Annotated in this window: 21 protein-coding genes; all 21 read right to left on the reverse strand. The window is 47.2% G+C overall.

The features are described from left to right. Window positions 1–116: 116 nt before the first annotated feature. Window positions 117–545, reverse strand: coding sequence for a DUF3788 domain-containing protein (locus tag D5269_RS14710; protein ID WP_120486537.1), 429 nt, complete (start codon window positions 543–545; stop codon window positions 117–119). Window positions 546–558: 13 nt separating this feature from the next. Next, the gene (locus D5269_RS14715; RefSeq protein ID WP_120486538.1) at window positions 559–1,488 is read right to left on the reverse strand and encodes an AraC family transcriptional regulator; all 930 of its coding nucleotides are present in this window, start codon (window positions 1,486–1,488) and stop codon (window positions 559–561) included. A 177-nt stretch (window positions 1,489–1,665) separates the two neighbouring features. Then, window positions 1,666–2,271 carry a GNAT family protein gene (locus D5269_RS14720; protein WP_120486539.1) on the reverse strand — a complete coding sequence of 202 codons (606 nt, stop codon included), beginning with the start codon at window positions 2,269–2,271 and terminating at the stop codon, window positions 1,666–1,668. An 11-nt stretch (window positions 2,272–2,282) separates the two neighbouring features. After that, window positions 2,283–2,756 (reverse strand): tRNA (N6-threonylcarbamoyladenosine(37)-N6)-methyltransferase TrmO, encoded by a 474-nt coding sequence (gene tsaA, locus D5269_RS14725; protein WP_120486540.1) that lies wholly within the window; start codon window positions 2,754–2,756, stop codon window positions 2,283–2,285. Between the two features lie 118 nt (window positions 2,757–2,874). Then, entirely contained in the window at window positions 2,875–3,687 is an 813-nt protein-coding gene (locus tag D5269_RS14730; RefSeq protein WP_120486541.1) for an effector binding domain-containing protein, read from the reverse strand. A gap of 465 nt (window positions 3,688–4,152) precedes the next feature. Then, window positions 4,153–4,917 (reverse strand): MerR family transcriptional regulator, encoded by a 765-nt coding sequence (locus D5269_RS14735; protein WP_120486542.1) that lies wholly within the window; start codon window positions 4,915–4,917, stop codon window positions 4,153–4,155. Then, window positions 4,907–5,830, reverse strand: a complete 924-nt coding sequence (locus D5269_RS14740; protein ID WP_120486543.1) for a DUF2268 domain-containing protein — start codon at window positions 5,828–5,830, stop codon at window positions 4,907–4,909. Before D5269_RS14740 ends, D5269_RS14735 begins: the two co-directional genes overlap by 11 nt. A gap of 135 nt (window positions 5,831–5,965) precedes the next feature. After that, entirely contained in the window at window positions 5,966–7,366 is a 1,401-nt protein-coding gene (locus D5269_RS14745; RefSeq protein ID WP_120486544.1) for a relaxase/mobilization nuclease domain-containing protein, read from the reverse strand. A gap of 32 nt (window positions 7,367–7,398) precedes the next feature. Further along, the gene (locus D5269_RS14750; RefSeq protein WP_120486545.1) at window positions 7,399–7,908 is read right to left on the reverse strand and encodes a DUF3849 domain-containing protein; all 510 of its coding nucleotides are present in this window, start codon (window positions 7,906–7,908) and stop codon (window positions 7,399–7,401) included. A gap of 89 nt (window positions 7,909–7,997) precedes the next feature. Beyond that, on the reverse strand, window positions 7,998–8,288 hold the full coding sequence (locus tag D5269_RS14755) for a CD1845 family protein (RefSeq protein ID WP_120486546.1): 291 nt from the start codon (window positions 8,286–8,288) through the stop codon (window positions 7,998–8,000). A 143-nt stretch (window positions 8,289–8,431) separates the two neighbouring features. Beyond that, on the reverse strand, window positions 8,432–8,776 hold the full coding sequence (gene mobC / locus D5269_RS14760) for a plasmid mobilization relaxosome protein MobC (RefSeq protein WP_120486547.1): 345 nt from the start codon (window positions 8,774–8,776) through the stop codon (window positions 8,432–8,434). After that, on the reverse strand, window positions 8,773–9,474 hold the full coding sequence (locus tag D5269_RS14765; RefSeq protein WP_120486548.1) for a hypothetical protein: 702 nt from the start codon (window positions 9,472–9,474) through the stop codon (window positions 8,773–8,775). Before D5269_RS14765 ends, mobC begins: the two co-directional genes overlap by 4 nt. Beyond that, window positions 9,474–10,412 (reverse strand): DUF4316 domain-containing protein, encoded by a 939-nt coding sequence (locus D5269_RS14770; protein WP_120486549.1) that lies wholly within the window; start codon window positions 10,410–10,412, stop codon window positions 9,474–9,476. The genes D5269_RS14765 and D5269_RS14770 overlap by 1 nt, the downstream gene beginning before the upstream one ends. 11 nt (window positions 10,413–10,423) lie before the next feature. After that, window positions 10,424–11,062, reverse strand: coding sequence for a hypothetical protein (locus D5269_RS14775; protein ID WP_120486550.1), 639 nt, complete (start codon window positions 11,060–11,062; stop codon window positions 10,424–10,426). 11 nt (window positions 11,063–11,073) lie between these two features. Then, on the reverse strand, window positions 11,074–11,598 hold the full coding sequence (locus D5269_RS14780; RefSeq protein ID WP_120486551.1) for a hypothetical protein: 525 nt from the start codon (window positions 11,596–11,598) through the stop codon (window positions 11,074–11,076). A gap of 139 nt (window positions 11,599–11,737) precedes the next feature. Further along, a complete protein-coding gene (locus D5269_RS14785; RefSeq protein ID WP_120486552.1) occupies window positions 11,738–12,109 on the reverse strand; it encodes a cysteine-rich VLP protein in 372 nt (123 codons plus the stop codon). Further along, a complete protein-coding gene (locus tag D5269_RS14790; protein WP_120486553.1) occupies window positions 12,106–14,214 on the reverse strand; it encodes a DNA topoisomerase 3 in 2,109 nt (702 codons plus the stop codon). The genes D5269_RS14785 and D5269_RS14790 overlap by 4 nt, the downstream gene beginning before the upstream one ends. Then, a complete protein-coding gene (locus D5269_RS14795; protein ID WP_082349908.1) occupies window positions 14,211–14,345 on the reverse strand; it encodes a DUF3789 domain-containing protein in 135 nt (44 codons plus the stop codon). The genes D5269_RS14790 and D5269_RS14795 overlap by 4 nt, the downstream gene beginning before the upstream one ends. 189 nt (window positions 14,346–14,534) lie before the next feature. After that, entirely contained in the window at window positions 14,535–15,086 is a 552-nt protein-coding gene (locus D5269_RS14800; protein ID WP_120486554.1) for a DUF3795 domain-containing protein, read from the reverse strand. Between the two features lie 84 nt (window positions 15,087–15,170). Further along, complete coding sequence (locus D5269_RS14805; protein ID WP_065535474.1) at window positions 15,171–15,587, reverse strand: pyridoxamine 5'-phosphate oxidase family protein; 417 nt, start codon at window positions 15,585–15,587, stop codon at window positions 15,171–15,173. Between the two features lie 86 nt (window positions 15,588–15,673). Then, a complete protein-coding gene (locus D5269_RS14810) occupies window positions 15,674–15,877 on the reverse strand; it encodes a YcxB family protein (RefSeq protein WP_256374382.1) in 204 nt (67 codons plus the stop codon). Window positions 15,878–15,995: the final 118 nt, after the last annotated feature.

A 15,995-nucleotide genomic window follows, 5' to 3' on the forward strand; every position in this document is an offset into this window, starting at 1 on the left:
TTCGTTTACATTGCCGCTATCGCTATTTTGTTGATTTAGCTCAGCCTTCACTATTTTTCAAACAAGCCCTAATTATCTTCATTAGGGCTTGTCAAATATTGTGTTTTCATTTCCTGTTATGACGGTATACGCTTTCTGAGATTGATGAGACTAAATACATCATCCATAATTCCTCTATCCCGTACCTCCAGCATCAACCATTTCTGTCTATTTCCAGTTTTTGTGTTTTTGAATACTGTCTGCACATAGTCGGAACATTGCGGCATAAGAAACTCTGCCTCCATAAGTTCATGACTTCCTACAACCACGAGAGCGATAAAATAGCCTTGCATTGGATAGAGCGTACAAAGTGACTTTCCACCTTTTTTATACTTAATATTCCAGCCTGCCTGCATGGAACAACGGCTGTATTCCATGCAGGGCCTGGTCCGATAGGTGAACTGGATACGGTTATTAAAGTCTATCCATAACGGATTGTTAATGTATTCCGTGACTTGCTCCAATGATGGAGATTTTTCATTTGAATATAGCGCATTCCAATCCATTATAAATTCCTCCTTAGCTTTTATTTTTCAGCGGCAGGGGCTTGACCCAAATTTCCATACAAGTCATACCGTCTGAGTCACGATAATACTTTTCTGCCGAGAAAGGCTCCGTGGTTAAATTGTGGTGGGGCAGCCATATACCAAAAAGGTATTTACTGGCCTGGTCTAAAGCAACCGTTACCAAATCTTCAAAATTTTCTGCTTCGACTCTGCAAACGATGTATTCTCCTGCCGAGAGTTCTCTCTTAACAAAACCATCCTGCAGCCGCTCCGGAATATTTTGAACAAGGCCACCTGCAAAATAAGTGAAAAGGTTTTGTGAAGTACCTTCCGTATGGGACATTCCCATTTCTACAGTAGTATTTAGATTGGCTGCGATTGAAGCCTTCTCCATATGGTAGCGCTTCCAAAGCTGTCCTGGCACATCTACACCTGTACTTTCACCAACCGGCATTTGTTCAGAAATGCGAACTTCCGTTTCCAAGCCGAAATAAATTTCCGGTTTATCCAATGTCTTTCTCTGGATTTCCAAGACGATATTTCCTACCACCAGCGGAACCCCTTCGTCTACTAAAACATAATTCATAGAAACTTCCGGCTTGTCGAATGTATTGAGCATTGGTAAATCCCTCCTGTAGTTTTCAGGCGTAATCCCATACGTTTCCTTGAAAGCCCGTGTAAAATTCGCATGGCTTGAAAAGCCATAGTCCAAGGCAGCGTCAAGAATCCTCTGTTCGGTACTTTTCAGATTTTCAATAACCTTTGCCAGACGGCGGAGCTTCACATATTCCTGAACCGGTTTATTTACCAGCCGCTTGAACAAGCGCTGAAAATAAAAGGGGGACAGACCTACAGTATCTGCCAGTTCTTCCGTTGAAATTTCTTTTGTCAGGTGTTCCTCGATATAAGTCAAGGATTGTTCGATTGCTTCATATGCGTGCATTGCGGCACCTCCTATATTTGATGTTCAAATTATATCATTTTATTTTTTGCCAGGCTTTTCACGCAATGCGCTTTTTGATTAAGAAAATGCACTTTGTAAAACAGAGACATGGAATAAGGGTTGCTGCACGACGGTTTTTTCTTTTGCCGTCAACCTTCAGATTGGGTCTATATGGTTTCAGTTTTTTCGGAAAAAGCGTTCACAGTGCTCGTAAGGGGGTAGCCCCTTATCGGTGATTTCAATATAATCAGCTTTAGTCATACCGTACAAATAGTAATCGCAGTATGTGTTTATCATTTTCCCCTCACGGATAAGTCCTTCACGCTTGAAGCCTGCTTTTTCCAAAGTTTTATACGATGCAATATTTTGTACATGAACATCAGCCCATAAACGCTGTAATTCCGTTTCTTCAAAGCAGAAGATAGTTACTCTCGCCAGCGCTTCTGTCATAAGTCTGTTCCCTTGATAGGCAGGTGAAAGGCGAAATGCCACTTTTGCCATGCGGTCATTCTCAATGAGATACACCCACATATCGCCAATAACTTTATGATCCTGTTTGTGTACAACACCCCAATGAAAACTTTTCGTAGGTTTCTCCGGCTTTTGGAAAAGTAATTCTGGATTTAAGTCGCTTTTTCCGGGACGTTTGCCCCAATACCGGTAAACGGAACTGTCTCCCAGCCATTCTTTCAAATCCGCAACATCTTCTTTTCGCAGAGGGCGCAGGATAAGCTGCTCCGTTTCAAGAATAGGTTTATCCTGAACAAAATCCTGTAATTTCATAAGTCACCCCCTTAAAAGTTGAACACCTGTCCCCAATCGAAACAGCTGGACGCTTCTGTACTTTTCGGCCATTCTCTGCACCATGCGGGAACACCGGGCGTTTCAACCCTGTCAAAACTCGGAGTGTAGGGCTTGATGTCGAGTACGGGTGTATTATCGTTTGCGTCAATGAATGTAACACGAATCATGCCGTTGGTAAAATCAATACTGATAATTTCAGACGTTGTTAATGCAATAGGGTTCGGACGTGCAGGAGATCGTGTCGCAAATACGCCCATGACTTCGGATGCGCCTTTATAGGGCTGTTCTGTCTGTAATTTATTCCGGTCTGCGTCGTTGTCGCAATCGCTGAACCACCAAAGGACATTGATATGGCTGAATCCCTCTAAGGCCTGCAGTCCGGGAATATACTCCGGCTCTAACTGAATAAATGTGCCGGTTTCATCATTTTTTACTTTGCCAATGGCTTTTAATTGATAGGTCATATTTTTCCTCCTTGCTTTGTTGGTAAATCCAGTATAAGACCTCACACCATGTGAGATGCAACGGGGAAAAATAAAAAATGCCCTGCATTTTTAGCAGGACATTTCAAAGCCTGCACAATCATATGTGTTCCAGCGGTATTTGAAGTTCAATCAAATATTTTTCAGGATTATTCTCATTCCACGGGCCTCTATGTACGATTTGACGCATAGGGTTAGACATTTTGTATTCGCTGTTTTTCTGTAGCCATTCGGCAAAGGCAAGGTAGGCTCCTTTTATATTTGCAAAATCTCCATAGACCATTGTGCAAGCCATATACGGGACTGGTTCTGTCATGCGAAAACAAAATGGTTCTTTTGCCTTTCCCATTTTCTTTACCGGAGCACATAGCTCAATATCAACATCTGTCTCCCGAAATTCTGTATCGTGATAAATGGAAAATGTATTGCTCGTTATTTCTATTTTTTGCGCACCAGTAAAAGCAGAAAGTTCTTTCCATAAGTCGCCCTCGGAATAGTAGGTTGGTACAACTTTCCGCAAGGACAGCACCTGATACGCAGGGATTGACTTAACGAAGATGTTATAGTGCAGTTCTCCTTTACCACCCCGTATCTCACTTTTTGCAAGTTCGATCTTCCGTAGCTTTTCTCGTTCGGCCTGTATTGCATTCTCTATCTCTATGCACTTTTTGTCGAGCTGTGTAAGAAGTGATTGCTTGTCCATCGTCAGGGCAAGCGCGATTTCTGAAACATTCAGCCCACTATCCCTCAAATACAGGATTTTATTCAGACGCGGTATTTGCTCCACCGAATACAGTCGGTGTCCCGTCCACTTGTCAACCTCTGCCGGCTTCAGAATGCCCACTTCGTCATAATAGCGGAGCATACGAATAGATACCTGCGTCAGCTTTGAAAATTCTCCTATCCGAAACATCGTTTCACCACCTACTCTAACTATATTTGTACTTTTATCTCATTACAGCTTTATATGTTACTTGCTGCATCCTCATTGTACCGTCTTTCGTTCAGTCTATCAATGCTGTTCATGGTATGAGAACTTTTTCCTAGTCACCACAAAATGGCAAGCAATGCAATCTTCCGTAAGATTGCGTATTTTGGCAGGAATCCGTTTCCGGTATTCCTGCCAAAATGCTTGTTGGTGACATGTCCCCAAACCCCTGAGATCATCACCTGCGGTGATGGCTGCGCGTTCCGTTGGAACGCTGAAATCTTTATACATGAAGATAGAAAAAGAAAAAAACCTTATCATAGCTATAGTAAAACGGCATGGCGGTCTTGATTTCTTAAAGTTACCGTCAGTAAAATGTAATAGGAGCGTGGGAAAGGAGCTGCTTAGCAACGTTTTTCTTTTCCACCGCCAGGTAGATACAATAGGTTATTAGCGATTACAGCAATAGACTTTAATTGCTTCACCAAAAAACTCTGCAACATTCCATGTAGCAAATCTGTTGATGTACTCGGCAAACCGTTCGTCTGTTTGATAGAGTTCGCCCAGATACATCAGCATATCATCCGAACAGGGATAGAAGTTTTCAGAAATATACTCTTGCCACTCTGCAACAATAGATTGGACGGCGGGTAAAGTAGGTGCTTCTGCCTTATATTCCGCCAGTCGTTCAAAGACATTTTGGGAATATATTAAAAAATCATTCCACTTCTGATTTCTCTCTTTTTCGGCTCTGGCTGAAAAAAAAGAAGAAAACTCTTGATACTCATGGGTGCTGCCCCAACGTCCGATAACTTCATTCCTATATTTTTCTTGTAGAGCAGAAATTTCTGCATTTGAAAATGCTGTAAACGAGTAATCACTCTTTCCGGCCAAAGTATCGTTGACTAAGCAAATAAGTCCCTCTATCTTCTTTTTTCTAAGATTGAGAAGTTCTAAATGTCTTTCTAGCGCTTCTCGTTTATTATATACGGGTGCTGATAATAATGCCTTGATCTCTTTTAGAGAAAACCCCACTTCACGGTAAAATAGAATTTGTTGTAACTTCTCTAAATCATTTTCGGAATATAAACGATATTTTGTCTTATCTGCTTTGGTAGGTTCCAACAGACCGATTTCATCATAATAATGCAAAGTACGTATCGTAATACCGGTCAGCTTTGCAACCTCATGAATCATCATTTTTTTAGGATTCATTCCAAAATCCCTCCACTTCTTTTAGTATTTCATCAGCAGGTGTCATGGTAGCTTCAATGATAGATTTTCCTGTTTTTTTCAGATAATATTTTATCATATGATAGCCACAAGCATATCCAGCACAATAGGGTAAACCAACAGGAAAATAATTTTGCATTTGAGCCATTTCATCACCATATAGATATGCTGTCAGGTTATCTAAGCCTTGTACATCCAGCCCTTCCTGGATGATGGGTTTAATATATCCGTTCAAAGTTTCCATATCTGTCTTGCTTACCCACGGTCCTACATTTTCCTCACCATATAGGTAAGTAGCAAAGTTTTCAGCAAGGCCCTCACTTATCATCATTTCAGCAAGAGTAATGTCATTGTGCCATTTTATAAACTGGAAACGGACATTATGATTTGTTTCATGTGCCAACGCTACGGGAAGTCTGCTCTTAGTGTGTTCAGATGGAACAAGCCATGTAAAAATGTAGCCGGGAATACCTCCATCTCCACAGTAATTGTCATTCATTATCGAATAAGGATTTTGGGGGTCAGCCAGCAAAACAGTGTATAAATATTCTTTCACAGGAAATTCTATTCCAGCATCGGAAAAACACTTTAATGACCGCTCGATAGACTTTTGACAATTATCCCAAAATTGGTTGTCGTCCAACAGTGTAATACTTTGGGCCCATGTTTCATCAATTTTTTCTGGCAGAAGAAAGCCCAACATACCACTTGCCATAATAACATCATAGCCATTCGGTTGTGCAGCCTTCATTGGCACATTGTAGCAGGCCCACTTCTTTTCAAAAGGCTTCATCATTTCATAGCGATAAATATCATTTTTTTTAGAAGCTGGCGCTTCCATGATTTTTCTGTAGATACCGTCAGAGCGAACGGCCTGTACTTTTAGGATGCTCATATTTTGTACTTCCTTTCAATATTTTGTAACCTTATTCTACGGTATGACGGAACGTCAAAGTCAATAGTTTTTGAAAAATTTCTTTCCTGAACATTGCATTATAATTTAGGCAGTCTGATTAAAAACACAAAACTATCACTGGCGTGCATTATCCCGCTCCCGTTCCATCACAGACCCGCCCAACAGATAGTCCACATTGGCTTTAACATTATAAAGCTCTTTCATATCGGCTCTGGCCTGCTTATAAGAAGAATAGGCTTTTCGTTTCTGTTCCAGAAGTCCGGCGTATTCCTCCCGCAGAGATTTGATGGAGGGCAGCTTTGTGATCCCCAGCTCGTCAAAGTGTTTCTTCGCCGCCTGGTGCAGAAGGATTTCCGTCTCATGCGCCACACGGAATTTTTTGCTGTACCCGGCTTTCCGGTATTCCACATAGACCGCCCGCGTCTTGGCATAATTTACGATCTGTTTCTGCAGCTCTCCATTGGCGGTCATCTGCGATTCCAGCTCCTTGATCTGGACCGACAGTGCATTAAAGCTGGCGGTAGTGGCGTCTGATTTTTTCTGCAAATCCTCATAGCTCATATCGCCATGCTCTTTGAGATAGATCACCGCCTGGGAAAGCTGTTTTAAGTTAAAAACCTTCGCCCAGCGTTCATACCCCGGCCCTTTGCCGGAACGGATTGCCGCCTCAATATCCACCAGCAGCCCGACTTTGGAAACTGGCTTTTGGGGAGAGGTACGGCGCGGCTTCACCGTCCGGGTGCCGGCGATCCGTTCTTTGATGGCCTGCTCGGTATAGTCGCCCTTTAGCGTATCACACCGGGTATATCTATCTTCCGGTGACAGGCGAAAACGGAGGTACTTCCGCTCTTGGTTGACTTCAATCCCAGCCGCCTCCAGCTTTTTCAAAAGTTCTCCAAAGTCTTTCGGCTTTTCTTCCAGGGCAGCATCGATAGCCCATCGCAGCCGTTCCTGGTGGGAAGGCTGTTTCTGACTTCCCATCCAGGTGCCGTAATGGTCCCGGCTGGGCTTCGGATTCTCTACAATGGAAAGCCCATGCTCCAGGCACAGCTTGTCATTCATGCGCCGGATCGCCCAGGTAGAGCCCCAGAAGTTGCGGAATTTTTTCTGACAGTCCAGCGTAGTAGAGTTTATGATAATGTGATTATGGACATGGTGTTTATCCACATGGGTGCAGACAACAAAAGCATGGTTTCCCTTCGTCAGCTTTAATGCCAGCTCCCGCCCGATCTGGTTCGCTTCTTCCGGCGTGACCTCGCCGGGCTTGAACGCCTGCCGGAGATGGTAGGCAATCACATCATCCGCGCCCCGGTTACGTCCGGTCAGGTTCGCATACTGACGCTTGGATAAAAGAAACTCCGCATCGGCGGTCCGGGTGTCGCACTCATAGCCATAAATGAATTTTCCAAAATCGGTTTTCTGCGGATTCTCCACATAGTCAATGATGTCCGCTATGGCCGTGGAGACATCCCGGCCTTTCCCAACGTGCAGCGGCATGAGCCGTGTGGTCGCCATCCCATCACCCCCTTACTGTAAAACCGGCCCTGTTATCGTGCCTGTTCTTTTTTCATTTTCGGTTTATCACTATGCGCCGCCTGCTGCCCGGCGCTTTTATTCAGGCTGTCGCGGACAGACGGTTTCTCCTGTGCCAGCGCACACTCCCGTCTTGCCTGCGTGAGAAATAAATCCATCAGCCCTGTATGGCTGCGGTCCACAACAAAGTAAACATTCCGGTCATATCCGAAACCATCCTTATCCTCACAGACCGGGATTGTCTGCGCCCAGGTTTTGTTATCATGGGAAATCCGCCCATCATAATCTTTCTGCCGGACCGTGTTGGCAAGGACATAGAAAATCCGATCAGGATCAAATTGCTGTAAGACCTGCTGCACACATGCGGGGCCTAAGCGGTTGTCCCGGTAGTTGTCCGCAATGGCCTGTTCGATTGCCTCCTTACACGCAATGTTTGCCTTGTGGGAAGCACGGTACTGATTCAGTTCCCCATGCTCATGCGCATAGGTGGCAGAATGAAAATAAATTGGCGTTGTATCTTTCAATGAAATCCCTCCAATCAAAAAGCTGCCATAGCAGACAGCCATAATTATAGAAAAAAGGCGGGGCTGCCAACGAGCCCCGCCGAAACTGTTTAACCAAATACAAAATCCTTTAGTGCGCTGTTTGCTCCGCCGATAATCCCCACCAGCCAGGCCGCCGCCATTGGCAGACCGTAGGGGCTGATCAGGAACGCAATCCCCAGCCATGAAAGCCCCGGCCAGAATCCGGCTGCAAAGAACAGTGCCAGCGCCGCCAGAAATACGATCCCCGATAGAATCCCCAGCACAGCGCCGGAGACCACCACAAGGAATTTGCACACCAGATAAAGAATCCCCGTAACCAGTACAAAGGGAAGTGCCAGCAATTTACCAATCAGACGCATACGCCCGCCTCCTTTCCTTTTCCATGTCCGTTTTTTCAGGACAATCAGGTATGCCCGGAGGGTGTTTCAAAGAGAAACATATTTGCCCCTCTATCAAAATTCTACCGTGCCGGCTGCCGGAAAGCAACAGCGTTTTTTCCTGTTTACGAAATGTTCGCAAATCCCCGCAGCAGCTTATCCATGCCATCCCACAAACTGTCCAGGCGGGTGTGCAGATCGTCCACGTCGGCAGCATAAATACTCCCGGTCTCATTGGCACGTCTGGTGTACTGGTTTAAGTTATTGGAGCAGATACGAAGGAGCCGTATCATTTCCTGAATGTCGCTCATATCCAGATGGATGATATAACCGTCTACCGCCATCTTGCGGAGATATGCGGAGAGGTTGGTAATGCCGAGCTCCGCCATGCGCCCCTTTACCAGCTCCGCCTCCTGTTCAGACATGACGAATTCCACCCGGACGGATTTTTTGTTATGCCCGGCCTTCATCGTTCCGGCTCCTTTTTATGGGAAGGCGGTTTCTGGGTGAAAGCGGCTGCCGCCTGCACCTCTTTCAGTTTCCCCCGCAGTGTGCTCTTTTTCAGGCTATCCATATATTCCTGAATATCACCGGGCTTTGCATGGTAATCCCGCTTAACATGCTCCCGCCGCAGGATTGTTTGTAATTCCCGCTCACTTTCCGGCAGCCAGGTCACACATTTGGAAGTTCCATGCTCTGCCTTAAACATGTTAATCTGCTGCATATAGGAATCATAGGGGAATACCGCCTGTGTACCATCCTGGAACAATACCGATACTTTTTCAATCTCACAGGAAAGCTGCTTGACCCGCTCCACGTGGGCGTGATAATCGAGAGGCCAGATACAGCCGGTGACTTTCCCGTCCTGTATGCCGTCCAGCCGGATTGCATACGCCAGGATAGAATCTTTCGTCTGCTCATGGTAAAACCGCCACACCTTATTTTCGTGGCTATCCTGCAGGTAAACATCCCTTTCCCATAAACAGTACGTGCCGCAGGTCCTGGACATCCATAAGAGCTGTTCATTCTCCCCATTTCTGCAGGCTGCAAGATTTTGTATCAGCTCTTTGTCAATATCAAAATCATCCTTATAATGCTGTGTGTGCAGCTCTACAACTTTCCCTAAAAAGTCCAGTACGTCCACGCCCTCGAATTTTACCGCCGGCATCAGCGTTCCCTTTCCGGCGCAGGAGGGGCAATCTGCCTGGCCTCATGTTCCGGGCGGTCTGCTTTCAGCTTTTCCATAAGAGAGGTTTTTTCTTCCGGAAATGTTTCAGGGGCAAGCTCCTGGATTTCCTCATAAGTCTGCCCGTCTGTCAGGTCAGGGCGCACAGGCGGCTCATTATTGAGCCGGCCATCCAGCATATTGTAGTTTCCGGTCTGTCCTTCCTCGTAAAGCTCCGCATTATGCAGATAGCTCTCCGGCGGCTGGAAGGGCTGTCCGGCGAACAGGATTTCCCGGTTCGGTGTAAACTGTGAGAGCACGCCGTCCCGAAGCCTCGCAAATTCCTCATACTGGCGCAGGGTAAGGCCGCGCTCCAGCATTTCCGCCTGGGTATGCGCCCAGCCCTCCCCGTAAAGAAAATAGTACATATCCGGCTGGTCGCAGACAAAGCACAGGGAGCCGTCCTGATTGTCATAATAGGACGCCTGCATATCCTGGTAGTGGCAGCATTCCTCACGCCCCAGGTACACCCGGTTATCCGCGCCCAGCATGGCGACCATGCCCGCATAGTTGCTGTGGACCGCAGAGCGGATTTCCACTAGCGGGTCCGTCTCCGGCATGACCTGTCTGCCGGGAATCTCGTTCTGCTTTTCTGCCCCGTCATTTCTCGGTGTCATTTCCTCATGGGCGCGGGCATCCAAATCCGGCTGTGCCTGTGCGGAAGTCTTTCTGACGGCGCCCGGTTCCGGTTCTTTCTCCTGTGCGTAATAATGGACATTGGCGGTGGTTTTGCTGTTCATTTCTCTGGCATAAGCCTCCGCAGACTCGCGGGTATCAAATTCCAAAGGCTTTCCATCTTCCTTGCACCACGCCTCGGCATGGCCGAAGATAGAAGCGCCGCTGCGCACCGCCCATACGCCGTAGGTTGTTTCTTTTCCCATTCTGATCCTCCTTATCGTTCCTGCTGTTTTGATGGTTTCTGCTTTTGGGGTGGTTCCGTCTGTTTTGCGTCTTTTATCTGCTGCCGGAGGGAAGGCCTGTGCTCCGGCTCCGCTTCGGAATCCGTGATATTGACATACTCGCCAATGATACAAAGCGCCTCCCCGTAACTGCCGCAAGCAAACACCCGGTCCTTCATTTCCTTTGCCTGGTCCTTCAGGTCATGCTCCCGCAGGGTACGGGCAGCAATCCCCACCAGGTTGAAGATATTACCGTCCTGGCCGATCAGCGCACAATCTGGTTTTTCCGGCTCCGGCGAAGGCTCCCCGATAAAACCGCCCAGACGGTTCGGTACAAAATCGGACAGCCAGGTACCGCCAAAATTTTCATGGGTCTGTAAACGCCACACGGCAAGTTTCCCGATGTCCAGCTTCACATCCTCGAAGGGATAGAGCAGACAGGTAAGCTCCCCATACTGGAAAGTGGAAACATCCTCAAATTTGCTGCCGTCCTTCAAAATACCCGCCTCGGTAAACATCTCATTGATTCCGTCCACCCATTCCTTCAAGTCCCCGCCGCATCCCTGCAGGATCAGGCCGTCTTTGCCCTCCATACTCCGCAGGTCATCGGTTGTGATCGTGTTGATATTCAAAAAATCGCCTCCTATCGTTCCTGTTGATGATTGGTTTTCTGCCGGGTGGCTTTTGCCTCCGGCTGTTTCTTTAGCTGCTTACGGACAGAGGGTTTCTGCTCCGGTTCCCGCATATCCGTAAAAATATCGGATAATGGCTGCTCCCAGCGTTCCCCGAAGCCACGGACCGCCGTGCCCGCCAGCGCGCCGTTTTCCTGAAACATTTTCAGTGTGTCAAAAGCCCGGTCAAACAGCTTGATATTTCTCTTATCCACACAGGGAGCAAAGTGGATCACCCCTTTGGGATAGTCCCCGCCGGTGCCGATCCAGCCCCGGACAAAATCGTCATAGCCTTTTGTGATCCCGGCATCGGCCAGTTCGTTGGCATGGCTGGAAACCATTGTACTTGTAGCTGCATACTGATAGCCTAAAACCAATATGCCGGTTTTCGGGTTATACATAAAGCGCCGGTTATCAATCTGCTGTATATCAATTATCTGCCTCTTGGTATCAATCCGCATGAGCTCTTTTGTAATCGCTGTCTTTTCTATCCGCATCCCTCCCGTTTGTTTATTTGTCCGCAGCTTATACCCGTTTTGGGGCGTCAGAGTATTCTAATACAGCCGCCCTTCAAACCGGGTCCCGAAAGCCTTGAAAATCAAGCCTCATTTTGGTTAAGTTGCGGACATATTGCCCTTAATTTTTCCTGCTCCGGCGCTTGCGTTCCCGCTCGGATTTCCGTCTGGCAAAGGCGCGGCAGGAATCCGAACAATACGCCTGGCTGGTGGTAGGCAGATAGGCTTTCCCACAGACCGGGCATGTTTTCTGTTTCAGGGAAGTATCCTCGCCAATAATGGCAGATTCCAGCGCCGGGTCCACCGGCAGCACCGCCTCCTGAAAGTACCGGCAGAAAGAGCCGGTCCACCATTTTTGCAGCATATAACAGGGGCAGTCTAAGGGGAGGCAGAGCCTATCCTGATTGTCATGGTTGGCGCACAGGTCTGTTACCAGCCTTCGGACCCTTGCCCGTTCCTGCCTGGTCAGTTCCCGTGAGGGCGGCCTGTTCATTTCCTCCTGCCTTTCTTAGCCGGAAATTCCAGCTTGAAATTCACATATTTTCCGCCTGTATCGTCCAGCAGCACCACTGCGTCATAGGTCTTTCCCGTTTTTTCGCTGTAAAGCCCGGACATGGAAACGCGGCCCTCTTTCAGAAGGGCCGCCGCCACGGATTTTGTTATGGATTTTTTCTTTCCGGAAAAGAATTTATTGTCTTTCCACAGCGCAAAGGCACAGTCCCGGTTATCACAAAAGAACCCTTTCTTGCCTTCATATACGGCTCCGCCGCAGCGAGGGCAGGCGCCGACAGCCTCACGCCCGTTTCTTTTTGCATCCGGGAACAGGCCGGCAAAGCGTTCCTCCGGGGCGGTATGCTCCTTTACCAGCGTCCGGCTCATATCCGCAATCTGCCCCATAAAGGATTCTGCGGCCAGTTCGCCGCGTTCCACCTGCTTCAACATGGATTCCCATTCCGCGGTGAGCGTAGGCGATTTGATATTGTCCGGCAGGACCAGGATCAGGTTCGTACCTTTTTCCGTTGGGATAAGCTGCTTTTTCTTCCGCTGCACAAATCCGGCAGAGACCAGTTTTTCCAGCGTAGCCGCACGGGTGGCCGGGGTGCCTAATCCCTTGCGCTCGGCATCCTCCGGCATATCCCCGGCGCCGGCGGTCTCCATAGCCGCCAGAAGCGAATCCTCCGTGTAGTGTTTTGGCGGGGAGGTTTTGCCTTCCCGGACGCTGGCAGAGACCGTTTCAAAAATCTGCCCCTCCTGCAGCACGGGGAGGGAGGCATCCGTGTCCCCGTCATCCTCCGGTTTGAATTCTTTAAATCCCATGCGGTAGAGGTGTTCCACTTCCTTCCATCCGGCCTGCAATACGGTTTTTCCTTTTGCTGTAAAGGAATTACCTCGGCAGTCCAGAACCGCCGTCACCGCCTCGAACCGGTGCGCCTGGGCCGTGGCAGAAAGCAGTCTTGCGGCGATCAGCGTCAGTACATCCCGTTCCCCGGAAGGGAGCTCCGATAAATCCGTCCGGGCAATCTCCACCGTAGGAATAATCGCATGATGGTCGGTGACTTTGCTTCCATCCGTCACCCGGTCAATATCCGGTTTCCCGGCACAGCCTTTCCCAAAGGGCATATGTTCCCGCAGCCAGAGAACCAGGGAAGCGGCGGTTGCCTGCATATCCTCGGTCAAATACTGGCTGTCCGTCCGGGGATAGGTCGCCAGCTTTTTCTCATAGAGGGATTGCACATAGTCAAGGGTCTGTTGCGCCGTATAGCCATAGATACGGTTACATTCCCGCTGCAAAGTTGTCAGGTCATACAGGCGGGGCGGCTGCACCGTCTTGACCTGCTTTTCCACGGACAGCACCAAAGCACCCTGCCCGTCACAGTCCCTGCGGATTTTTTCAGCTTCATTTTTCCCGGACAGCTTTTCGCCGGAGGCAGTAAAGCCGCCGCAGGTAATCTCCGGTACATAAAAGGGCTTGCTCGTAAATGCCTGAATATCCGTCTCCCGCTGGACTAAAAGGGACAGCGTGGGTGACATGACGCGCCCCACATTGAGCGTGACGCCATACAGGACAGAGAAAAGCCTGGTGGCGTTAATACCGATCAGCCAGTCAGCCCCGGCCCGGCAGACCGCCGCGTCATAGAGCTTATCGTAATCGCTGCCAGGACACAGGTGTTCAAACCCGTCACGGATCGCCGCATCCTCCATACTGGAAATCCAGAGGCGTTCCATCGGTTTCTTACATCCGGCGTGTTCATAGGCCAGACGGAAGATCAGTTCGCCCTCCCGTCCGGCGTCGGTAGCGCATACCACGGAATCCACCCGTTTGTCTTTCATCAGCCGGCAAAGAAGGTCAAGCTGCTTTTTCTTGTCCTTCGGCACTTCATATTTCCATGTTTCCGGCAGAATCGGCAGATCGCCATAGCGCCATCTGGCATACTGTTCCCCATAAGCCTCCGGCTGCGCCAGCTCCAAAAGGTGCCCCACGCACCAGCTCACCAGGTACCCGCCGCCCTCCAGGTAGCCGTCTTTTTTCTCATTTGCGCCCAGAACTGCCGCCAGCGACATGGCGACAGAGGGCTTTTCTGCAATTACTAACTTCAATGTTCAGACCTCCTTTGCATATCTTCAAATTCTTCGTCCGCCTGCTTTCCTGTCTGTAAAAGACACATCAGCACAACGCCGGCAGACATTCCTCCGGTGAATGTAAGAAAGTGTGTAATCATGTTCCACATAAAAATCGCCTCCTTATTGAGTTTGGTTAATAAAAAAAGCAAAGGCTTTCAACACCTTTGCGTTTTATTACAAAGAAAAAGCACCACCAAAAATATGTGGCGCAATTTCAAAGATATTTAATTGGGGGAAGGGAAGATTAGATGATCTATAAGCATTGATTCATGTGTAAAAATCATAGCATATTCAAATTATCCCTTTTTCTTATGGAGCTTTAAGTCAATATTTTTTGTTGCTGCTGCATCCTGCAGTAATCCGGCAACAAATGCGCTTTTTTCTTTGATCGTCATTGTTCCCATATCAGGTTTACGATCAATTTCTCTAAGTACCGTTTGCAGTTCTTGCAGTTCTAGCAGGTTGACGGCTACACAAAAGAGTGTCTTTTTGCGGCCATCATTATAGCCCGACAAGAAAATCTCCAGGATTTTTGCTTTTTCCGTCTGTTCTGCATTATAAGTGTCTATCCCGAATTGTTTGGCTTTTTCCATATCGGCTTTTCGATTTCGATGTGTTATAAAGGAATCAAAATCGTCAATATGATTGTATTTTTCACAGGGGTATTCGCTGCATTGGAAACAGTATTGAGCGCCGTTGTGCTCCATGCTGCACCTTGCGATTTTGCAGGATTGATTCCCCTCACCACCACCGCAACCGGGACAGTATTTATTCAAGAACATAGGGCAAAGCCCACAATTCAAACCGCAGAGGGAAAATAATTGATTTGCTCGGTTAAATCCTTTCATGGAACCTCCTTAAACAGCCTGCCTGCAAATATTCAAGACAAGCTCTGATAATACTCGACATAGCAAAGTAGAAAATTTGAAAACTTAAAACTCATATTTTGTACCATGCGAGAGCAACAGGCCATCTGTTAATTCCACACGCAGAATGATAGTGTTTTCATCGTCAAAATCAGTATGGCCGTTATCGATCCATTCAGCAAAGACCTTTTTCAGCTTTTCAGCAATCACACAATTCTCTTTTTTTCTGAAATAACCCAGGCTAATACCTCTCCCGTGCGCTGTAAACCATTCGCCGGCGATTGCAACAACAGAGTTATCTTTTATATGTTTCATTTTATTTGAGAGGGCATGGGTAATGATATAAAAGGCACCATCTTCGTAATAGGCATTTACATATCGCACATAAGGCGTTGCATTTTCTATTGTTGCTAATGATATAATCGTATCTTTCCCGAAACGCTCAATCATGACCAGTTCTGCTTCTTGACTAAATTCTTTCATTGAATCTTTCTCCCTTCAAATTACATTTTTCGGATCTGTTCAAAGTCTCGATAAGCTGAAAATTGTTTCATTGTAGGGTATGTTCATTATACATGCTTTATTGTTTTTACTCTTGATTGTGCAATTTCTTCAAATAGCTGTTTTTCGTTTAGGTCTTTAAAAACTCTTTTTGGAATTAACGTATATATTCGTGGTGCTTGAATTAAGTAATAAAAATCACGGTTCTCCCATAGTGCAGAGTAAATGTCCCACTTTATTTCTGATTCCATGCTTTGTGTTTTAAATTTAATGGTTTCCTTAGAGTCTGTTCACACAAACGAAGATATGCTATAATAAGGGAATGGAACTGAAGAAAGAACAATACGAACAAATCGCAGAGTGCTTTCCGAAACAGCGGAAACCAGCAAA

Origin of the sequence: Anaerotruncus sp. 1XD42-93, assembly GCF_009917605.1 — a bacterium.
GTDB lineage: Bacteria > Bacillota > Clostridia > Oscillospirales > Ruminococcaceae > Anaerotruncus.

Bases quoted from the DNA above. Each gene is read 5' to 3' on its own strand.
- D5269_RS14785 (WP_120486552.1), bottom strand. From the start codon at position 12,109: ATGAACAGGCCGCCCTCACGGGAACTGACCAGGCAGGAACGGGCAAGG.
- tsaA (WP_120486540.1), bottom strand. From the start codon at position 2,756: ATGACCTATCAATTAAAAGCCATTGGCAAAGTAAAAAATGATGAAACC.
- D5269_RS14710 (WP_120486537.1), bottom strand. From the start codon at position 545: ATGGATTGGAATGCGCTATATTCAAATGAAAAATCTCCATCATTGGAG.
- D5269_RS14755 (WP_120486546.1), bottom strand. From the start codon at position 8,288: ATGCGTCTGATTGGTAAATTGCTGGCACTTCCCTTTGTACTGGTTACG.
- D5269_RS14800 (WP_120486554.1), bottom strand. From the start codon at position 15,086: ATGAAAGGATTTAACCGAGCAAATCAATTATTTTCCCTCTGCGGTTTG.
- D5269_RS14745 (WP_120486544.1), bottom strand. From the start codon at position 7,366: ATGGCGACCACACGGCTCATGCCGCTGCACGTTGGGAAAGGCCGGGAT.
- D5269_RS14805 (WP_065535474.1), bottom strand. From the start codon at position 15,587: ATGAAAGAATTTAGTCAAGAAGCAGAACTGGTCATGATTGAGCGTTTC.
- mobC (WP_120486547.1), bottom strand. From the start codon at position 8,776: ATGAAGGCCGGGCATAACAAAAAATCCGTCCGGGTGGAATTCGTCATG.
- D5269_RS14770 (WP_120486549.1), bottom strand. From the start codon at position 10,412: ATGGGAAAAGAAACAACCTACGGCGTATGGGCGGTGCGCAGCGGCGCT.
- D5269_RS14715 (WP_120486538.1), bottom strand. From the start codon at position 1,488: ATGCACGCATATGAAGCAATCGAACAATCCTTGACTTATATCGAGGAA.
- D5269_RS14795 (WP_082349908.1), bottom strand. From the start codon at position 14,345: ATGTGGAACATGATTACACACTTTCTTACATTCACCGGAGGAATGTCT.
- D5269_RS14720 (WP_120486539.1), bottom strand. From the start codon at position 2,271: ATGAAATTACAGGATTTTGTTCAGGATAAACCTATTCTTGAAACGGAG.
- D5269_RS14740 (WP_120486543.1), bottom strand. From the start codon at position 5,830: ATGAGCATCCTAAAAGTACAGGCCGTTCGCTCTGACGGTATCTACAGA.
- D5269_RS14730 (WP_120486541.1), bottom strand. From the start codon at position 3,687: ATGTTTCGGATAGGAGAATTTTCAAAGCTGACGCAGGTATCTATTCGT.
- D5269_RS14735 (WP_120486542.1), bottom strand. From the start codon at position 4,917: ATGAATCCTAAAAAAATGATGATTCATGAGGTTGCAAAGCTGACCGGT.
- D5269_RS14780 (WP_120486551.1), bottom strand. From the start codon at position 11,598: ATGCGGATAGAAAAGACAGCGATTACAAAAGAGCTCATGCGGATTGAT.
- D5269_RS14765 (WP_120486548.1), bottom strand. From the start codon at position 9,474: ATGCCGGCGGTAAAATTCGAGGGCGTGGACGTACTGGACTTTTTAGGG.